The sequence below is a fragment of the Fluctibacter corallii genome (genome assembly GCF_025751585.1).
Lineage (GTDB): Bacteria > Pseudomonadota > Gammaproteobacteria > Enterobacterales > Alteromonadaceae > Fluctibacter_A > Fluctibacter_A corallii.
Genome location: NZ_JAOWKX010000008.1, coordinates 138,895 through 155,332, shown reverse-complemented (window position 1 = coordinate 155,332; position 16,438 = coordinate 138,895). Strand labels below are relative to the sequence as shown.

Annotated in this window: 13 protein-coding genes; 9 read left to right on the top strand and 4 right to left on the bottom strand. The window is 43.6% G+C overall.

Annotated elements, in window-relative coordinates; translation table 11 throughout:
• Window positions 1-25 precede the first annotated feature (25 nt).
• Genes OE749_RS15265 through OE749_RS15250 form a run of 4 tightly spaced genes read right to left on the bottom strand, consistent with a single transcriptional unit; the run spans window position 26 to window position 4,849 of the window.
• Window positions 26-1,633, bottom strand: coding sequence for a TIGR03016 family PEP-CTERM system-associated outer membrane protein (locus OE749_RS15265; protein ID WP_263713341.1), 1,608 nt, complete (start codon window positions 1,631-1,633; stop codon window positions 26-28).
• Window positions 1,634-1,658: 25 nt separating this feature from the next.
• Window positions 1,659-2,579, bottom strand: a complete 921-nt coding sequence (locus OE749_RS15260) for an XrtA-associated tyrosine autokinase (protein WP_404828186.1) — start codon at window positions 2,577-2,579, stop codon at window positions 1,659-1,661.
• Window positions 2,576-4,180: an XrtA system polysaccharide chain length determinant gene (locus OE749_RS15255; RefSeq protein WP_263713340.1), complete on the bottom strand. Its 1,605-nt coding sequence runs from the start codon at window positions 4,178-4,180 to the stop codon at window positions 2,576-2,578. Before OE749_RS15255 ends, OE749_RS15260 begins: the two co-directional genes overlap by 4 nt.
• A gap of 36 nt (window positions 4,181-4,216) precedes the next feature.
• Window positions 4,217-4,849 carry an XrtA/PEP-CTERM system exopolysaccharide export protein gene (locus OE749_RS15250; protein WP_263713339.1) on the bottom strand — a complete coding sequence of 211 codons (633 nt, stop codon included), beginning with the start codon at window positions 4,847-4,849 and terminating at the stop codon, window positions 4,217-4,219.
• Window positions 4,850-5,006: 157 nt separating this feature from the next.
• Between OE749_RS15250 and OE749_RS15245 the strand changes: the two genes are divergently transcribed.
• From OE749_RS15245 to OE749_RS15205, 9 genes are all read left to right on the top strand, one after another.
• Window positions 5,007-6,422, top strand: coding sequence for a TIGR03013 family XrtA/PEP-CTERM system glycosyltransferase (locus tag OE749_RS15245; protein ID WP_263713338.1), 1,416 nt, complete (start codon window positions 5,007-5,009; stop codon window positions 6,420-6,422).
• A 28-nt stretch (window positions 6,423-6,450) separates the two neighbouring features.
• On the top strand, window positions 6,451-7,263 hold the full coding sequence (locus tag OE749_RS15240; protein ID WP_263713421.1) for an XrtA system polysaccharide deacetylase: 813 nt from the start codon (window positions 6,451-6,453) through the stop codon (window positions 7,261-7,263).
• 5 nt (window positions 7,264-7,268) lie between these two features.
• Entirely contained in the window at window positions 7,269-8,315 is a 1,047-nt protein-coding gene (locus OE749_RS15235; protein ID WP_263713337.1) for a FemAB family XrtA/PEP-CTERM system-associated protein, read from the top strand.
• A gap of 4 nt (window positions 8,316-8,319) precedes the next feature.
• Entirely contained in the window at window positions 8,320-9,513 is a 1,194-nt protein-coding gene (locus OE749_RS15230) for a TIGR03087 family PEP-CTERM/XrtA system glycosyltransferase (RefSeq protein ID WP_263713336.1), read from the top strand.
• 3 nt (window positions 9,514-9,516) lie between these two features.
• Window positions 9,517-10,941, top strand: coding sequence for an exosortase A (gene xrtA, locus OE749_RS15225; protein WP_263713335.1), 1,425 nt, complete (start codon window positions 9,517-9,519; stop codon window positions 10,939-10,941).
• A gap of 2 nt (window positions 10,942-10,943) precedes the next feature.
• Entirely contained in the window at window positions 10,944-12,062 is a 1,119-nt protein-coding gene (locus OE749_RS15220) for a TIGR03088 family PEP-CTERM/XrtA system glycosyltransferase (protein ID WP_263713334.1), read from the top strand.
• A 21-nt stretch (window positions 12,063-12,083) separates the two neighbouring features.
• Window positions 12,084-13,976 carry an XrtA/PEP-CTERM system amidotransferase gene (locus tag OE749_RS15215; protein ID WP_263713333.1) on the top strand — a complete coding sequence of 631 codons (1,893 nt, stop codon included), beginning with the start codon at window positions 12,084-12,086 and terminating at the stop codon, window positions 13,974-13,976.
• A gap of 8 nt (window positions 13,977-13,984) precedes the next feature.
• Window positions 13,985-15,184 carry a glycosyltransferase family 4 protein gene (locus OE749_RS15210; protein WP_263713332.1) on the top strand — a complete coding sequence of 400 codons (1,200 nt, stop codon included), beginning with the start codon at window positions 13,985-13,987 and terminating at the stop codon, window positions 15,182-15,184.
• Window positions 15,185-15,247: 63 nt separating this feature from the next.
• A complete protein-coding gene (locus OE749_RS15205) occupies window positions 15,248-16,393 on the top strand; it encodes a glycosyltransferase family 4 protein (RefSeq protein ID WP_263713331.1) in 1,146 nt (381 codons plus the stop codon).
• The last annotated feature ends 45 nt before the right edge of the window (window positions 16,394-16,438 follow it).

The following is a 16,438-nucleotide window of genomic DNA, read 5'->3' as shown; positions in this document are numbered from 1 at the left end:
CTCACAGTAAGTTTAGAGGCAGCTATCAGTTAAATTGATAGCTGACATTCCACCTTACGCGAGTCTCGTTGTAATCTCGCTGCGCTGTTGCACCTTCACGATCTGAATACCCTAATTCCAAATTTGATTTTAACTGTTTTGAAAATCGATAGCTGTATGTGAAGGTTGCGTTCGATAGATCTTCAGTCGTCGTTGTTTCTGCACGCGTGAGCTCGGCGAAATTAACGTTTAACGAGAAGGATGATTTTGCGCTCGCGTCCAATCCCGCAGACACAGTTACCGTTTTATTTCTTTGGGTACGATTTGTTTCGAGGTAATCTACATCTGAATAGCTCAGATTTACACCAAAGCTTAGTTTTCTATAGTTGTATCCGATACCACCCGTCAATGTTTTTCTAAGAATAACCTCTTCAGAAATTTCTGGATTGATAAATGCGATAGGAATTATCTCTTCTCCCGCTTGTGGCTCGTAGTCTGGCGAAGTTTGGACACAGGTTGTAAAGTCTAGTGAGCCAATCGGACACGCGAATAAACCAATGGTCTGCGAGATAGATTGAAGTCGAGAGTAGGTTGTGAGGTTTTCGTTATACGAAATAACTCCGTTAAATCTTCTTGCTTTGTATGTGAAGTCTAATGAACCTGATTCTCCGAAAAATCGTCGGGAATAATTTGCTTTTAACGCGGTTCGGCGACTTAGGGGGAGGTTTAAGTCGGCAGCGATATAGTTTTCTTTTTCACTGTCTGTGCTTTTCTCACCTTGGTTATAGGTTACGGTGAATAAAGTTCCGTCTAACTCTCGCCAAGATAAGCCTGCACCATAAGATTTAAAGTCTAGCTCTGTAGACAATGCATCATTACCCACTAGCGTATTACTAAACTCTGACGCTGTTACGACAAAGTCAAGATTATCAATAATACCGAATCTTAGGTTACCCATTACGCTTCTGAATATTGAATCGTTAGCCTGGCCTCGGCCTTGTGATCCATCGCTTTTAGAATAAGACGAACTAATATCCCATCTAATTCGATTAAACCACCTGCCTGATGTGAGAACGGCCGTAGCCCTTGAATTCGTTCTATCTAAACCGATGTTGCGATTGATGGTTGCATCTGTTTCCACCTTATCGACGTCGGCTGAAATTGATGCCCGAACGTACTTACCGTTTTGAAGCGAGAAATCCACCCCTGCATTGTAGGCATTACTTTTAGTGAGAGATTGACTGTTTGAATAAAATCCATTAATCAGTGCAGTCGAAGGATCGATATCGCGATATTGCTGCTTTGCTCCAACATCAAATGACAACACTCTATCAATAGCTTCAAAGCTCATGTTTCCACCGAAGTTGGTGAAACTTTGCTCTTTGTCTATCCCTTCAAACAGTGTTGTAAAGTCATCATTTCTGCGAATATATTTGTGTTCTGCGGCTAAGCTGGCATCAAATCGATTAGCATCGTAACTAAATACGGCTGAAGGCGATACTTCAAAGCTCTGTACATCCTGGCTTTCACTGTCATTCAACGTGATGTCACTGACGATGTACCCTGCGGAGACTGAGGGAGAGATAGTCAAATCTCCCCCAAAGGTATAACTGGATATGATAGAGAGCGACAATGCAGCCAGTTTCAATCTCATATTCAAGCCCTGTCCTTGTTCTTTATTATTGTTGGGAATAGTAATATCCGTAACTGATATCGTCGCTGGAGTTTTTTGTCACTTTATTCATAATGAAGCCCTTGGCCATTTCAGGGTTAAGTTGCTCCACTGCTTTAGACAATTTGGTTAAACTCGTTTTTCCCTCTTGCACTACGATAAGCGCTTGACCTGCTAAATTGGCAAGTACGGCTGTCTCATTTATGCCTAGCAAAGGCGGCGTATCAAAAATGACAACACGATCGGAATATCGCGTTGAAAATTCATTCACGGTATCGAGCATTTTCGTACTTGCGAGTAGCTCGGTAGAAAGGTGATGTCCTTTACCAGCAGGGATAATCTTAAGTTTATCGAGAGAAGTGTGGTAAATCACCTCACTAAGATCATCCACTTCGCCAAGAAGGTACTCCATCAAGCCGTTACCAAAGGGCTGCTTAATCGTGCGCATAACGTTTGGTCTGAGAACGTCAGCATCAACAAGGAGAACCGTTTTGTCTTGCTCTAACGCAATACTTAGAGCCAGATTAATCGCTGTAAAGGTTTTGCCTTCTCCAGGGTTAGGACTGGTCACCATGATGATATTGCTGTTATCTAAGGTTTTCGCCAACGGACCAAAAGCATTGTTCAGTACTTTACGCTTTACCGCTCTAAATTCTTCATTGATGGCGTTTCTGTCTTGACCAGAAACAAAACCTTCTGATTTGGTGTGCTCTAAATCAATGAAGTTTGTTTTAGGTGTAGACGTCGAGTTACTTACCGATGTAACTGCGTCAGCTTGCGTTGTTTCCACGTCATTGCTTTGTAGGCATGTTTCAGCTTGGGCTTCAACCGATGATTGTGGTTGCTCTTCAGCTGCCTGAGCTTTGTCTCGGGCCTGCTTTTCCGCTTGCTCGCGCTGCTTTTGTAATGCTTTTTCTATTGTGCTCACAATAACCTCTCAAACACATTCAGTGGTATTTTCCCATAGGTGATATCAGCCCACATCAGGGTGATATAGATGGCGAATATACATGCACTAGACGCTGCAAAAACATACACTCGGCGTCGATTAGAACGTCTAATCGTATCTACATCAATGTGGGAAACCATACCGAGTACAGGAATGCCAAAATTGCTCTTTAACTGGCTAGCTGACAGCACAACAGGCTTTAACTGGCTGACAAGGAAAGCCAACCCTAAACCCGCACCAAACCCTAAGAAAAGAATGACGCTATAGAAGACAAGTCTCGGAGGGCCAGACGGTTTCGTGGGAAGCTTAGGTGGATCGATAACACGGAATTGCACATCGTCAGAGGTTGCCTCTGCTTTTCGAGATAATTCTGCTTGTTCGCGACGAGACAATAGCTCAAGATATTTGCTTCTTGTGATTTCGTAGTCGCGATTTAAACCTTGCTCTTCCGCTTCGATTTGCGGCACAAGATCGATAATTTCTGATAGCTCAGCAATCTTCTTTCTGAACTCTTCGGCACGAACTTCTAAAGACGCTATTTGGCTTTCAAAGTTAGCAACCGCTAGCTTCATTTCTTGGTAAACCGGGTTTTGGTTAATATTGCCAAATTGACTGTATGAACCCGTGTCTTTCGCCACATTGCTTAAGCTTTCAATATGCTTGTTACGTTGAGACTTTAAATTCTCTAGTAACGCTTTTGTTTTCACCACATCTGGGTGATTTTCTGTGAAGCGAATAAGGAGTTCGTCGAGCTTGCCTTCTAAGTTACCGATACGAGTGTCGTACTTCGTTGAAATCGTGGGTGCTATGTCTTCGTTTGTCTCAATAAGCCCAAACACAGGCTCTTCGCCAAGTAAGCGAGCTTGCGCTGTTTTTAATTGGGATTTTAATTCAAGTAGACGTAATTCCGTTTCTTGAAGTGATGACTGCTCTCGTTGGAGTTGAGAGTAATAATCTCTGGTTTCGCCAGGAGCGCGGTCGATACGACTAATTTTAAAGTTAGCTAATCGTTGCTCCGCTTCTTCTAAGCGTTGCTCGTATTCTTCAATTTGGCGTGTCAGGAACTCTTCAGCAGAATCACTATTTTTTCGGTTATTACCTAATGAACTTTCAACAAATTCATTGAGGGTAATCTGCACAATGCGCTGGGCTAATTCAGGTGAATTAGATGCGTATTTAATTGTGTAGATGTTATTTTCTCTGGTCGAGCTAAGTTTGATATCGCTTTTCAGATCATCAAGCAATTCGTCCATTTCTGCTTGCGTGTTTACGGTGATATCTAAATCTGATTCACGAGCGATTTTTTCAAGATTAGCGCGGCTGAAAAGGGTTCTTGCAACAAGATCTACTTGTTGATTTGGATTGTTATAAACCGCGAGACCCTGCAATAGAGGGCGCAATAAACTGTTGGTATCTACGAACAGTCTGGCTGTGGATTCGTATTCATCTTCCATAGAGGCTACGATGCCCCAACCGATAGGACAAATTAACCACGTTGATATAATGATATATCGCTTTTTGACCCATACCCCTTTCAAATACGTGGATACCTGATCAATCGCTTCTTGTATTCCTAACATAACTACTTCTACTTTCGACTAAGCTTTTGCTTGGTTCTAGAACCAAGCTTCTGGGATGATAAGAATGTCGCCAGGCAAAATGTCGACGTTAGCTGATATATCACCTTCTTTAATCAAAGACGTTAAACGCACGCCATATTCTTGCTGTTGGCCGTTAACGACTCGAATGATTTTTGCGTCATCGCCATCTGCAAATTCTGTTAAACCACCCACCGCGATCATCAAATCCAGCAGTGTCATGTTCTCACTATAGCTGATAGCCTGTGGGCTTGTTGCTTCACCAATTACGCGTACTTGCTCGCTAAATGGCCCACGAAATCCAGACACACTGACAGTCACAATAGGTTCGCGGATATATTTTGCCAGCTCATTTTCTATGTCTCTGGCAAGTTGTGTAGGTGTTTTGCCTGATACTTGAATGTCTTCAACCAACGATGTGGTGATTTTTCCATCTGGTCTGACGGTGAAGCTACCAGACACATCTTCGTGTCGCCATACAAATATAGTGAGGGTGTCACCTGGTCCGATCAGATAGTTGTAGTTGTCGATGTTGGACGTCAGTGACGCATGCGTTGTTGCTTGAGGCAGTGTCGCCACGTTGCTGCAAGCCGATATCCATCCGATGAACACCGTTAACGCCAATAGTTTAGCTGTCTTTATTTTGTTCATATGCCTAATTCCCAAATCTGACATAAAGAAATTCGTAATCTTGTCATTTACCAAAGTCTCATATTCTCTATAATGCTACCTCGGAAAGGATAGTCTATCCCAAATAGTTGAATTAGCATATGATAAAATTAGAACTTAAATCCAGGGGTGAGGGTTAATGGCTGCGACCAATAACAAGCAAAATAAAAGGTCCAATGCATTAGTAGTGGCGGAAGCACTGATTGTTTCTTACGTTACTTATCTTGCAAATTTTCTCGTTGTCAATGTTTTCGAAGACGCATCCAGACCTGCGACAACGCATCTTATCTTTAACATCGGTCTTGTCACATTTTTCGTTTTGGTGTGTTCTTTGTCTGTGGGGTTATACGAGGCAAAACTGAGAGAAACGTTTCGAGGCATTATACGACGTATATTCGTTAGCTTAGCGCTAACCTATTTTGTTGTAGAGATTCTGACTAATTCGCTCTTTATTAGTATGCGTATGCACGTGTATTTCCTACCTGTTGCCGCTGGTCTGATTATTATCTCTTTGGTTATCTTTCGTTACTTTACTAATCGATTGGGATTACTTGGGTTGGGCCGCACACGTCTAGTGGTTATTGGCGCAGGTGAACGGGCTTCAATTATTGAGAAGCGTATGCGTAGAGATGTTGACCGTTTGGGTTTTGAGCTACTTGGATTTATTCCAATTCCAGGAGACAACCGCGAAGATGGTATTCGTAACGAAAAACTTATCCACGTAAAAATAGATGATAATTTTCGTAATTTTGTAATTGATAACGATATCGAAGAAATTGTGATTGCCTGCGATCAACGACGAGGCACGCTTCCAATCGAGGTCTTGTTCGATTGCCGCTTACGGGGCGTAGAAATTACCGATCTATTAGATTTTATGGAACGTGAAACCGGGCAGATTGTTGTCAATCTAATGTATCCAAGCTGGGTCGTGTACTCTAATGGCTTCAATTCTCAAAACTACCTTAGAGATGCGCTGGAATATGGTTTGAACGCCGTTCTCGGGTTGTTCATTCTCATGTTTACGTGGCCATTTATGTTGCTTACGGCAATGATTATTTATTTCGATGACGGTCGACGCACTGGCACGTCGGTATTCTACAAGCAAGAGCGTGTAGGCCTAAATGGTAAGATGTTTAAAATCGTCAAATTCCGCAGCATGCGCCCAGATGCAGAAAAAGACGGTGCAAAATGGGCCAGTAAAAACGATGACCGAGTGACACGCATTGGTCATTTCATTCGTAAATATCGCATAGATGAACTCCCGCAATTGTGGAATGTATTCAGAGGCGAAATGGCGTTTATTGGACCGAGACCAGAGCGCCCAGAATTTGTAGAAAAACTGATACGTGAAATTCCTTATTATAATCAGCGTCACAATGTTAAGCCTGGCTTAGCAGGATGGGCGCAGCTTAACTACCCATATGGCGCGAGCGTTGAAGATTCAATGGAGAAGTTAAAGTTCGATTTGTATTACGTAAAGCATCAAAGTTTTATGCTGGATATGTTGATTTTAATTCGAACAGTAGAAGTGGTTCTATTTGGTAAAGGAAGGTAACGTGACAAAAAACCCATCACTTAATGCGATGACGGTAGATGTGGAAGACTTTTTTCACGTTTCTGCTTTTGAATCCATCATTAAACCCGAGCAATGGTCTGACTATCAGCCGCGAGTAGACGCTAACACACGCCGATTGATGGATCTGTTTGCAAAATATGACATTAAAAGTACCTTTTTTGTTTTAGGCTGGGTGGCTGAAAAATACCCTGAACTCATCAAGGAAATTCATCGGCAAGGGCATGAAGTCGCAAGTCATGGCTACGCGCACAGGCGTGCAGCTGAGCAAACACCAGACGAATTTAAAGCGGATGTTGAGCGCTCAAAAAATCATCTTGAGGATCTTTTGGGCGTGAATATTTCTGGCTATCGTGCGCCTAGTTTTTCAATTGGATATCGCAGCGAGTGGGCGTTTGAGATTCTTGCTGAGTTAGGTTTTGCATATAGCTCAAGTACTTACCCTGTAAAGCATGATTTGTACGGCACGCCAGATTGGCCTCGGTTTGCTTATAAGCGTAAAGAGAATATTATCGAAATTCCTATTCCGACCTTGAAGCTAATGGGTAAGCAAATGCCAATTGGCGGAGGCGGTTATTTTCGCTTGTATCCTTATGCAATGACAAAAGCCTTGGTGTCTAAATATTTAAAACAAGAAAAGCAACCTTATTCATTTTATTTCCATCCTTGGGAAATTGATGATGCTCAACCCCGCCTAACTGATGCGCCACTAAAATCACGTTTCAGACATTACGTGAATCTGAAATATACGGAAGGCAAACTAGAAAGATTATTACAAGACTTTAATTGGTCAACGATGAAAGATGTATACGGGGTAGAGTGAGTAGCATGCAGGGACAAATGGAAGTACGCACCTTAGGTGATAGCGAAAGCGAACTACAGCGATGGGACGCGTTTGTTGATGGGTGTGAGCAGGGTTCTTTTTTTCATCTATCTGGCTGGAAGCTTATCGTTGAGTCAGTATATCGTCACAAAGCACACTATTTGTACGTAGAGCAAAACGGCGAAATTACGGGCGTTTTGCCACTGGTAGAGCAGCAAAGTAAATTGTTTGGTCATTCACTTATTTCAACACCGTTTTGTGTTTATGGTGGTGTGGCCAGCGCCGATGAAGCCGTCATGACCTGCTTAGAAGATGCTGCGATTGCACTAGGGCATACATTAGGTGTGGATTATCTTGAGCTGCGCTATCGTCAAGCCAGAAATAATCCAAAGTTGACCGAGAAATGTGCGCATTCAAGTTTTGGTATTCCTCTAGGTGAAGATGATGAAAAAATCCTTGCCACGGTGAAGAAAAAACAACGTGCTGTGATTCGACATTCGTTGAAAAACGATTTGACCTATCGCGTTGACCAAGATGTAGATACTGCTTACGACATATATTCAGAGAGTGTGCGCAATCTAGGGACACCGGTATTTCCTAAGGCGTATTTTCGCGCACTAAAAGAAACCTTCAAAGACCGTTGTGAAGTACTGACCGTAGAGAAAGAGGGAGCCCCTTATTCGTCGGTGCTAAGTTTTTACTACAAAGGTGAAGTGCTTCCTTACTATGGCGGCGGCACATTCGGCGCAAGAGCCCTGAAAAGCAATGACTACATGTACTATCAGTTGATGTGCCACGCAAAAGCGAATCGTGATGCTGATCATTTTGATTTTGGCCGAAGTAAGGATGACTCTGGTGCGTATGCTTATAAACGTTCTTGGGGAATGGAGCCCGTGCCATTGCATTATCAGTTTTGCTTAATTAAAGGTGATGCTCTGCCTAATTTGAGCCCTAACAATCCTAAATATCAGTTGCTTATTAATACATGGAAAAAGCTTCCTGTTTGGATGAGTCGAGCAATTGGCCCATTCGTGTCGAAATATTTAGGGTGATGAGATGAAAAAAACGCCGTTGTTATATTTGTGTCATCGTATTCCTTTTCCGCCGAATAAAGGCGATAAAATCCGTTCGTTTAATATTCTAAAAAAGTTAAGTGAGCAGTTTGACATATATTTGGGCGCGTTCGTTGACGATCCCTATGATTGGCAGTATGCCTCTAAACTGAATGCCTATTGCAAAGATGTGTTTTTGTTAAATCAAAATAAACTGCTGTGCAAAGTAAAGGGCACCGCTGCTTTTTTAACGGGTGAGGCGATTTCTGTGCCTTACTATGGCAGCAGAAAAATGCAGCAATGGGTAAATAAAACCATAGCTGCACAGAATATCGATAACATATTTATTTATTCCTCCGTGATGGCACAATTTGTCACTTCGCATGCAAAAAACGCGCATGTGGTGGTGGACTTTGTTGATGTTGATTCTGACAAATGGCGTCAGTATGCTGAGGGAAAGCAAGGACTGGCTAAATGGGTTTATGCGCGTGAGCATAAAACGTTGCAAAAATTTGAAAATACAGTCACTGCATTTGTAGAGCATGCGTTGTTTGTGTCACCACAAGAAGCGGATTTATTTAAGCAACAGCTTCCAGAAACGCTGCGTAATCGAGTATCTGGCATGCTGAATGGCGTCGATTCTGCATTTTTTGATCCTACAGCCAGCTTTGATGAAGAGGTCAATGAAGCCATTAATGTCGCATTCACTGGCGCAATGGACTATTGGGCTAATGTCGATGCAGTATTATGGTTTGTGGAACATGTTTGGCCAAAGGTGAGAGAAAAACAGCCTCAAGCAACATTTTACGTTGTGGGAGGCAATCCTACTGCGCAGATATTAGCGTTAGATGGAAAAAATGGCATTGTTGTTACTGGCAGAGTGAAAGATGTCAGACCTTACATCGCTGAGGCAAATGTTATTGTTGCGCCGCTGCAAATTGCGAGAGGTATTCAAAACAAAGTCCTTGAGGCAATGGCCATGGCCAAGCCCGTAGTTGCTACCTCGATGGCTATGGAAGGTATAGGCGCAGATACTCCGCATGCGATTGTTGAGGACGAACCAACACGGTTTGCGCAGCAAGTTACTGCATACATTGATACTCAGCAGACAGCACAAAGTAGTCGTGATTGGATTTTAGATACCTTTCAATGGCATAACACACTAGAACAACTAGACCACTATTTTAATAGGGCATAAAGGATGTTGAATAATCACGTTTTCAGAATGTTATTAGGAACTTTCCTCGTTTGGGGGGCACTGTTTTATTCGTCAATTGCCTCAACCGTTGCAATCTGGAATCGATCAGAAACCTTTGCACACTGCTTTATTATTCTGCCAATCTGTTTGTATCTCATAAGACAGAAATGGCCCTTGTTAAAAAGCGCGTATATCAAGCCAAATTACTGGCTTTTGCTGCCTGTCTTAGGGACGCTTATCGTCTGGACGTTTGGTCATTTAGCGGGCATTTTGGTACTTGAACAACTGGCTACGTTTGTCATGTTGCCCTTTATGATTTGGTGCGTATTAGGAAATCAAGTGGCACGCTTAATGGCATTTGCACTGGCATTTTGGATGTTCAGCGTGCCAGTTGGTGAGTTTTTAATTCCTCATCTTCAGGAATTGACTGCAGACATTACCGTGTGGTCACTGCAATTAACAGGGATTCCTGTCTATCGAGAAGGGCTTTACATTGCGATCCCTGGCGGCTTATTTGAAGTTGCTGTAGCGTGTTCGGGCATTCGCTATTTAATTGCCTCGTTTACACTGGGCACGCTATACGCATATATTACTTACCAGTCAAAAACGAAACGTGTTGTTTTTGTTATTTTTTCTATTTTACTGCCTTTATTGGCGAATGGGATTCGTGCATACGGCATCGTAATGATTGCCCATTTATCTGATATGAAATACGCCACTGGGGTCGATCATTTAATTTATGGTTGGCTGTTCTTTGGTGTTGTAATTTTCATCATGTTTTCTGTGGGTAATATTTGGGCTGAACCCGCTCGCGTTTATAAAGCTGAGGTTACTGCTTCGCGCGAATTACGTGCCCCTAAATTATCTTTAGTTACGTTAGGCAGTCTTTCATTGATGGCGATGGCGACGTTTTCTTACGCTCGCGTAATGTCAGATGTGGTCAGTGATATTACGTATTCACCTGGACAACTTGTTGATACCTCAATTGAAGTCTCGAATGAAAGCTGGCTTCCTCTATTTCAAAACCCGTCAAAAACGTTTTTAGGGAGAGCACAGAATTTCGATGTGTACATTGCATATTACGATCGCAACGTGCAGGGACAAGAACTGATCAACGCAGAGAATAAGTTGTACAACTTTACCAAGTGGTCAATTGTTAATAGTCACAATGAAGCTAACTATCGTGTGCTTGAGCTCACTAATTTTGCCGGAGACTCGCGAATCTTGGCCTATACCTTTGTGACTGAGGGGATAACCTCACCCTCTTCGATGAAGGTGAAATTATACCAGGCGGTGCAGGCCCTGTTTGGTATTCCACAGGCGGGATATGCATTAATTGTCTCTCGTGAAGGTGAGCGAGATGAAAACATGACACAGGCATTGAACACGTTCTTTAACAGCGATTTAGCACAATATTTGGAAGAGTAGTGATGATCAAAGTGCTGCACGTTGTTCACCGGTTCTCAATTGGTGGCTTAGAAAATGGGATGGTAAACCTGATCAATGGTCTGCCTGAAGATCATTATCAGCACGTGATTGTGACCATGAAAGGCCACTGTAGTGAATTTATTCAGCGTATTCACACTCAAAATGTGACGTTTTATGATTTAGACAAGCAAGACGGTCATGATTTTTCAGTGTTCGGGAAGCTCAATCGCATTCTAAAGCAGGAAAAACCTGACGTGCTGCATACCCGTAACACCGCATCACTTGAGATGCAGCTTGTTGGGTGGTGGCGTAGGATTCCGCTTCGTATTCATGGTGAACATGGTTGGGACGTCAATGATATGCATGGTTCTAATGTGCGCTATCAACGATTACGTCGCTTGATGTCTCGTTTTACGCACCAGTACGTTGCGCTGTCTAAAGAGGCAAAAGACTATTTACGTGATGTCATTGGAATCGCGTCATCAAGAATTAACCATATCTGTAACGGCGTAGATGACCGAAAATTCATGCCAAAACAAACTGCATCTGAACAGATTGTATTTGGCTGTGTGGGCAGATTAGAAGAGGTGAAAAATCATATTTACCTACTTCAAGGGTTTGCGCACTTGATCCAGTCATTATCAGCGCAACCTCAAGACAGCGCCGCTGAGAGCGATAGGGTGAAACTTCATATTGTCGGTGATGGCAGCCAACGAAATAAACTCGAAGCCTATATTCAAGAAAATAAATTAGAGCAGTATGTATGGCTGGCGGGCGACCGGGCAGACGTTCCCGACCTTATGAAAGCGTTTGACGTGTTTGTATTGCCGTCACTTGCTGAAGGAATTTCTAATACGATTCTTGAAGCAATGGCAAGCGGTTTACCGGTGATTGCCACGAACGTTGGTGGCAATCCAGAGTTGGTGGATGAAAACGTAACAGGGTATTTAGTTGGCGTTGATACACCTGAAGATTTAAGTGATAGAATGCGGGAATTAGTCGTTTCTCCCTCTCTAGTAAATAAGATGGGACAAGCGGCGCGAGCACGTGTTGAAGAAAAATTTAGCTTAACGGCAATGGTTGGCGCATATGACGACCTTTACCGCTCAAAGCAAGCATAAGCATAGTAGGAATAGTAATATATGTGTGGTATCGCAGGCATTCTGGATGTAAATGGAAGTGCACCGCCGATTGAGGCGGTGTTACATGAAATGAATCAAATTCAATTTCATCGTGGTCCGGATGAGGGCAGCATCTTCATTGACGAAAAAATAGGCCTCGCTCATCGTCGCCTTTCTATCATAGATATTTCAACTGGGCAGCAACCTCTAATTAATGATCAACGCACCGCCGCGATTATTTTTAATGGCGAGGTGTATAATTACCGCAGCTTGCGCGAAGAACTGATTGAACTTGGCTTCACTTTTCATACTCACTCTGATACCGAAGTTATCTTACAAGCCTATTGTGCGTGGGGTGAAAAAAGTGTCGAGCGACTGCGTGGAATGTTTGCCTTTGCTATTTGGGATTTTGAAAAGCAAACCCTATTCATCGCACGTGATCGTCTAGGCATTAAGCCGCTTTATTACGCCATGCTTGAAAATGGCCAGTTAATATGGGGTTCTGAGTTAAAAGTACTCGAAAAGCATCCTGAGCTACGTCGTGACATGGATAAGCTCGCGGTAGAGGATTATTTTGCATTCGGATATATTCCAGAGCCACGCACCATCTATTCGCAGGTGAAAAAGCTAGAGCCTGGCTATACCCTGACAATTCGTGTTGGCGACAAAGCGCCACAACTTCGCCAATATTGGCAAGCCAGTTTTGCCGACACACTTAATCAATCTGAAGAGTCGATTCAAGAAGAGTTGATTCACCGGCTAAAAGAAGCTGTCGATCTGCGTCTTATCGCAGAAGTGCCACTGGGTGCGTTCTTGTCTGGCGGTGTCGACTCTAGCGCGATCGTAGCTATGATGGCTGAAATTCAGAAAGATCGTGCAGTGAATACCTGCTCAATCGGATTTGACGTTAAAAACTTTAACGAAACTGAGTTTGCAGAGCTCGTGGTCGATCGCTATAAAACTGATCACCAAGTAGAGGTGGTTAGCGCGAATGACTTTGACTTAATTGACAAGCTCTCAGCACTTTATGATGAACCTTATGCGGATAGTTCAGCGATTCCAACATATCGCGTTTGTGAGCTTGCGAGAAAGCGTGTAACCGTATGTTTATCGGGCGATGGTGGAGATGAAGTCTTTGCGGGATATCGTCGCCATAAGTGGCACATGTTGGAAGATCGCGTGCGCTCTATGGTGCCAAAAGGTATCAGACAACCCGTGTTTAACTTCTTAGGTGATTACTATCCGAAGTTAGATTGGGCACCTAAATTCTTACGTGCAAAATCTACCTTCCAAGCCCTTCAGCGTGACGCGTTGGCGGCGTATTTACACACGATGTCTTTTGTGCCTGATGCAAGAAGACAGAAATTGTTTTCTGATGCGTTTAAGCAAGAACTGGGTGGATATCACGCGTTAGAAGTGTTCAAACGCCATGCGAATGATTTCGATGGAGATGATGCCTTATCGTTGATTCAGTTCTTAGACATGAAAACCTATTTGCCTGGTGATATTTTAACGAAGGTTGACCGCGCCAGTATGGCTCATAGCTTAGAAGTGCGTGTTCCTCTGATTGACCATGAATTTTTACAGTGGTCTAACAAAATACCAAGTAAATACAAACTGGAAGGGGCGAACGGGAAAGCGATATTTAAGCGTTCGTTGGAATCGCGTTTACCGCATGACGTGTTGTATCGCGACAAAATGGGCTTTGGTGTGCCCCTGGGCAATTGGTTCCGAGGGCCGTTGAAAGATAAGCTACGTCAGCGTGTACTGCACGGTAAGATGATTGACTCTGGCATCTTTGACGGGAATGAACTGAAAAGTATGGTCGAAGGCCACATTAACGGCACGCAGAATAACGATCAGATGCTTTGGGCATTGATGATGTTTGAATCTTTCTTGCAACGCACACAGTAAGGGTTGATGTGAAGATTTTAACGGTTAGCTCGCTGTATCCAAATGCTAACGAGCCCAAGCACGGTATTTTTGTTCGTAATCGATTGACGCACTTGCTCAAACATTTTCCCGATGTAGAAGCGAAAGTAATAGCGCCAGTGCCGTGGTTTCCCATTAAGCTGAATTGGGGGCCTTTTGCCCAATATGCCAAGTTTGCAGGTGTACCCGCCCATGAAAAGCGTGATGGTTTGGATGTGTATCATCCTCGTTATCTGGTGATTCCAAAAATTGGGATGCACCTTACGCCTTATTTCATGCGCCGCAGCATTGAAAAGCAAGCGCGAAAGCTAATCAAGCAAGGCTATGATTTCGAGCTAATTGATGGGCACTATTTTTTTCCTGACGGCGTAGCGATTGCCGGTGTTGCCCAGTCATTAAGCAAGCCATTCACCTGCACAGCGCGAGGCACTGATATCAATTTGATTCCTCAGCAGCCAAAGGCGCGTGAAAAGATTACGCGAGTGGCTGAGCTGGCAGGAGCGTGTATTACGGTATGTGAAGCGTTAAAGACGTCATTGCTCAGTTTTGCTCGTGTCGGTGATAAAGCATTTGCTCTAAGAAATGGCGTAGATTTAGGCTTTTTTACACCGACAAACGAACGCGAACAGCAAATATTGAAACAGCAGCAATGGCGGGTACCAAACAATAAAAAGCTCATTGTAAGTGTTGGGCATTTGGTAGAGCGAAAAGGGCATTATCTTGTTATAGATGCGATGAAGTCTTTACCTGATTGTCACTTGGTGATCGCTGGTGACGGGCCAGATAGGGGCGCGTTGCAGAAGCAAGTTGAAGAAGCAGGTTTAGCATCTAGAGTGACCTTTGCAGGCGCATTATCGCAAGACGAGTTAAAAGTGCTGTATCAGGCCGCAGATACGCTGGTCTTGGCATCTAGCCGCGAAGGTTGGGCGAACGTGTTGTTAGAAGCGATGGCGTGTGGAACCGCCGTAGTGGCGACTAATTTATGGGGAACCCCTGAAGTTGTTGCAAAGCCTGAAGCTGGCGTTTTAGTAGAACGTAACGTCGGCGCCCTTGTTCAAGGCATTAACCAGCTAACTGCCAGCCCTCCTTCTCGCGCAGACACGCGTGCTTATGCTGAAGGATTTGATTGGTATGATACGTCAAAAGGGCAGTACGATATTTTTACTCGCTTGGTTGGCAAAAATACATAGTTTATTTACCTCGGTCGATAAATCATCGCGACCGTGGCAGGGAAAGACACTGAGAGCTTATTGATGAAAATTTTGTATCATCACCGTATCGCCTCTAAAGATGGTCAATACGTACATATTGAAGAGATAAACAAATCGCTAAAAAAAGCAGGGCATGACATAGTGCTCGTGGCTCCTAGTATGGGAGAGCAACAAGAGTTTGGTGGAGATGGCGGTGTTGTGTCTAAGCTCAAACAGTTGTTACCGAAAGCACTTTATGAAGTGATTGAATTAGCATACAGCATTTGGGCATTTTTAAAGCTGGCAAAAGCAATTAAAAGCCATAAACCAGACTTCATCTATGAACGCTACAATCTGTTTTGCCCGGCCGGAATTTGGGCCAAAAAGTGGTTTAAGATCCCGCTGTTATCTGAAGTGAATGCGCCATTATTCGAGGAGCGGGGAAAATACGATGGTATTTCGCTAAAAAAATTGGCGAAGTGGAGCGAGCGTTACGTGTGGCGAAATGCTGATAAAGTGCTGCCCGTGACCGACGTGCTAGCTGATCATATTCGAGCTGAAGGCGTGCCAGAGTCTCGAATTTGTGTTATCCCCAATGGTATTAATACGGAAGCATTCATCGACAAACAATATGACAATCCGCTACCCGTTGATACGTCAGACAAAATCGTTGTAGGCTTTGTGGGGTTCTGCCGCGAATGGCATGGTCTGGATAAAATTGTTGAATTGTTGGCGTTACCGGGCAATGAGTCGTTGTTTTTCTTGTTGATTGGTGATGGACCTGCGGTGGCGTCAATTAAAGATACGGCAAAGCAAGCAGGCATAGAAGACCGCATCTACATAACGGGGTTGGTAAATAGAGATGACATGCCAGCGTGGTTAACGCCGATTGATATTGCCTTGCAACCCGCCGTTGTAGCGTATGCGTCGCCGCTAAAAATGCTGGAGTACATGGCAACAGCAAAAGCCATCGTTGCGCCCGACAGCCCTAATATTAGAGAGCTTCTGACCCATCAGGAGAACGCATTGTTGTTTGATCCCAAAGATATGTCGAGTTTTGTTCAAGCCTGCCAAACCCTTGCTACTGATGATGCACTTCGGACTCGATTAGCTAAACAGGCGAAGCAGTCAATTTTTGACAAAAAGCTCACGTGGGATGAAAACGCAGCAAAAATTGTTGAACTAGCGAACGGTTGCATTCAACGCTAAGCCATGTTGGTGATTGAATCGACAATACTGAACAGAATAGGGGAT

Excerpts from the sequence above, each read along its gene's own strand:
- OE749_RS15215 (WP_263713333.1), top strand. The coding sequence starts at position 12,084 with ATGTGTGGTATCGCAGGCATTCTGGATGTAAATGGAAGTGCACCGCCG.
- OE749_RS15205 (WP_263713331.1), top strand. The coding sequence starts at position 15,248 with ATGAAAATTTTGTATCATCACCGTATCGCCTCTAAAGATGGTCAATAC.
- OE749_RS15250 (WP_263713339.1), bottom strand. The coding sequence starts at position 4,849 with ATGAACAAAATAAAGACAGCTAAACTATTGGCGTTAACGGTGTTCATC.
- OE749_RS15220 (WP_263713334.1), top strand. The coding sequence starts at position 10,944 with ATGATCAAAGTGCTGCACGTTGTTCACCGGTTCTCAATTGGTGGCTTA.
- OE749_RS15245 (WP_263713338.1), top strand. The coding sequence starts at position 5,007 with ATGGCTGCGACCAATAACAAGCAAAATAAAAGGTCCAATGCATTAGTA.
- xrtA (WP_263713335.1), top strand. The coding sequence starts at position 9,517 with ATGTTGAATAATCACGTTTTCAGAATGTTATTAGGAACTTTCCTCGTT.
- OE749_RS15230 (WP_263713336.1), top strand. The coding sequence starts at position 8,320 with ATGAAAAAAACGCCGTTGTTATATTTGTGTCATCGTATTCCTTTTCCG.
- OE749_RS15235 (WP_263713337.1), top strand. The coding sequence starts at position 7,269 with ATGCAGGGACAAATGGAAGTACGCACCTTAGGTGATAGCGAAAGCGAA.
- OE749_RS15240 (WP_263713421.1), top strand. The coding sequence starts at position 6,451 with ATGACGGTAGATGTGGAAGACTTTTTTCACGTTTCTGCTTTTGAATCC.
- OE749_RS15255 (WP_263713340.1), bottom strand. The coding sequence starts at position 4,180 with ATGTTAGGAATACAAGAAGCGATTGATCAGGTATCCACGTATTTGAAA.
- OE749_RS15265 (WP_263713341.1), bottom strand. The coding sequence starts at position 1,633 with ATGAGATTGAAACTGGCTGCATTGTCGCTCTCTATCATATCCAGTTAT.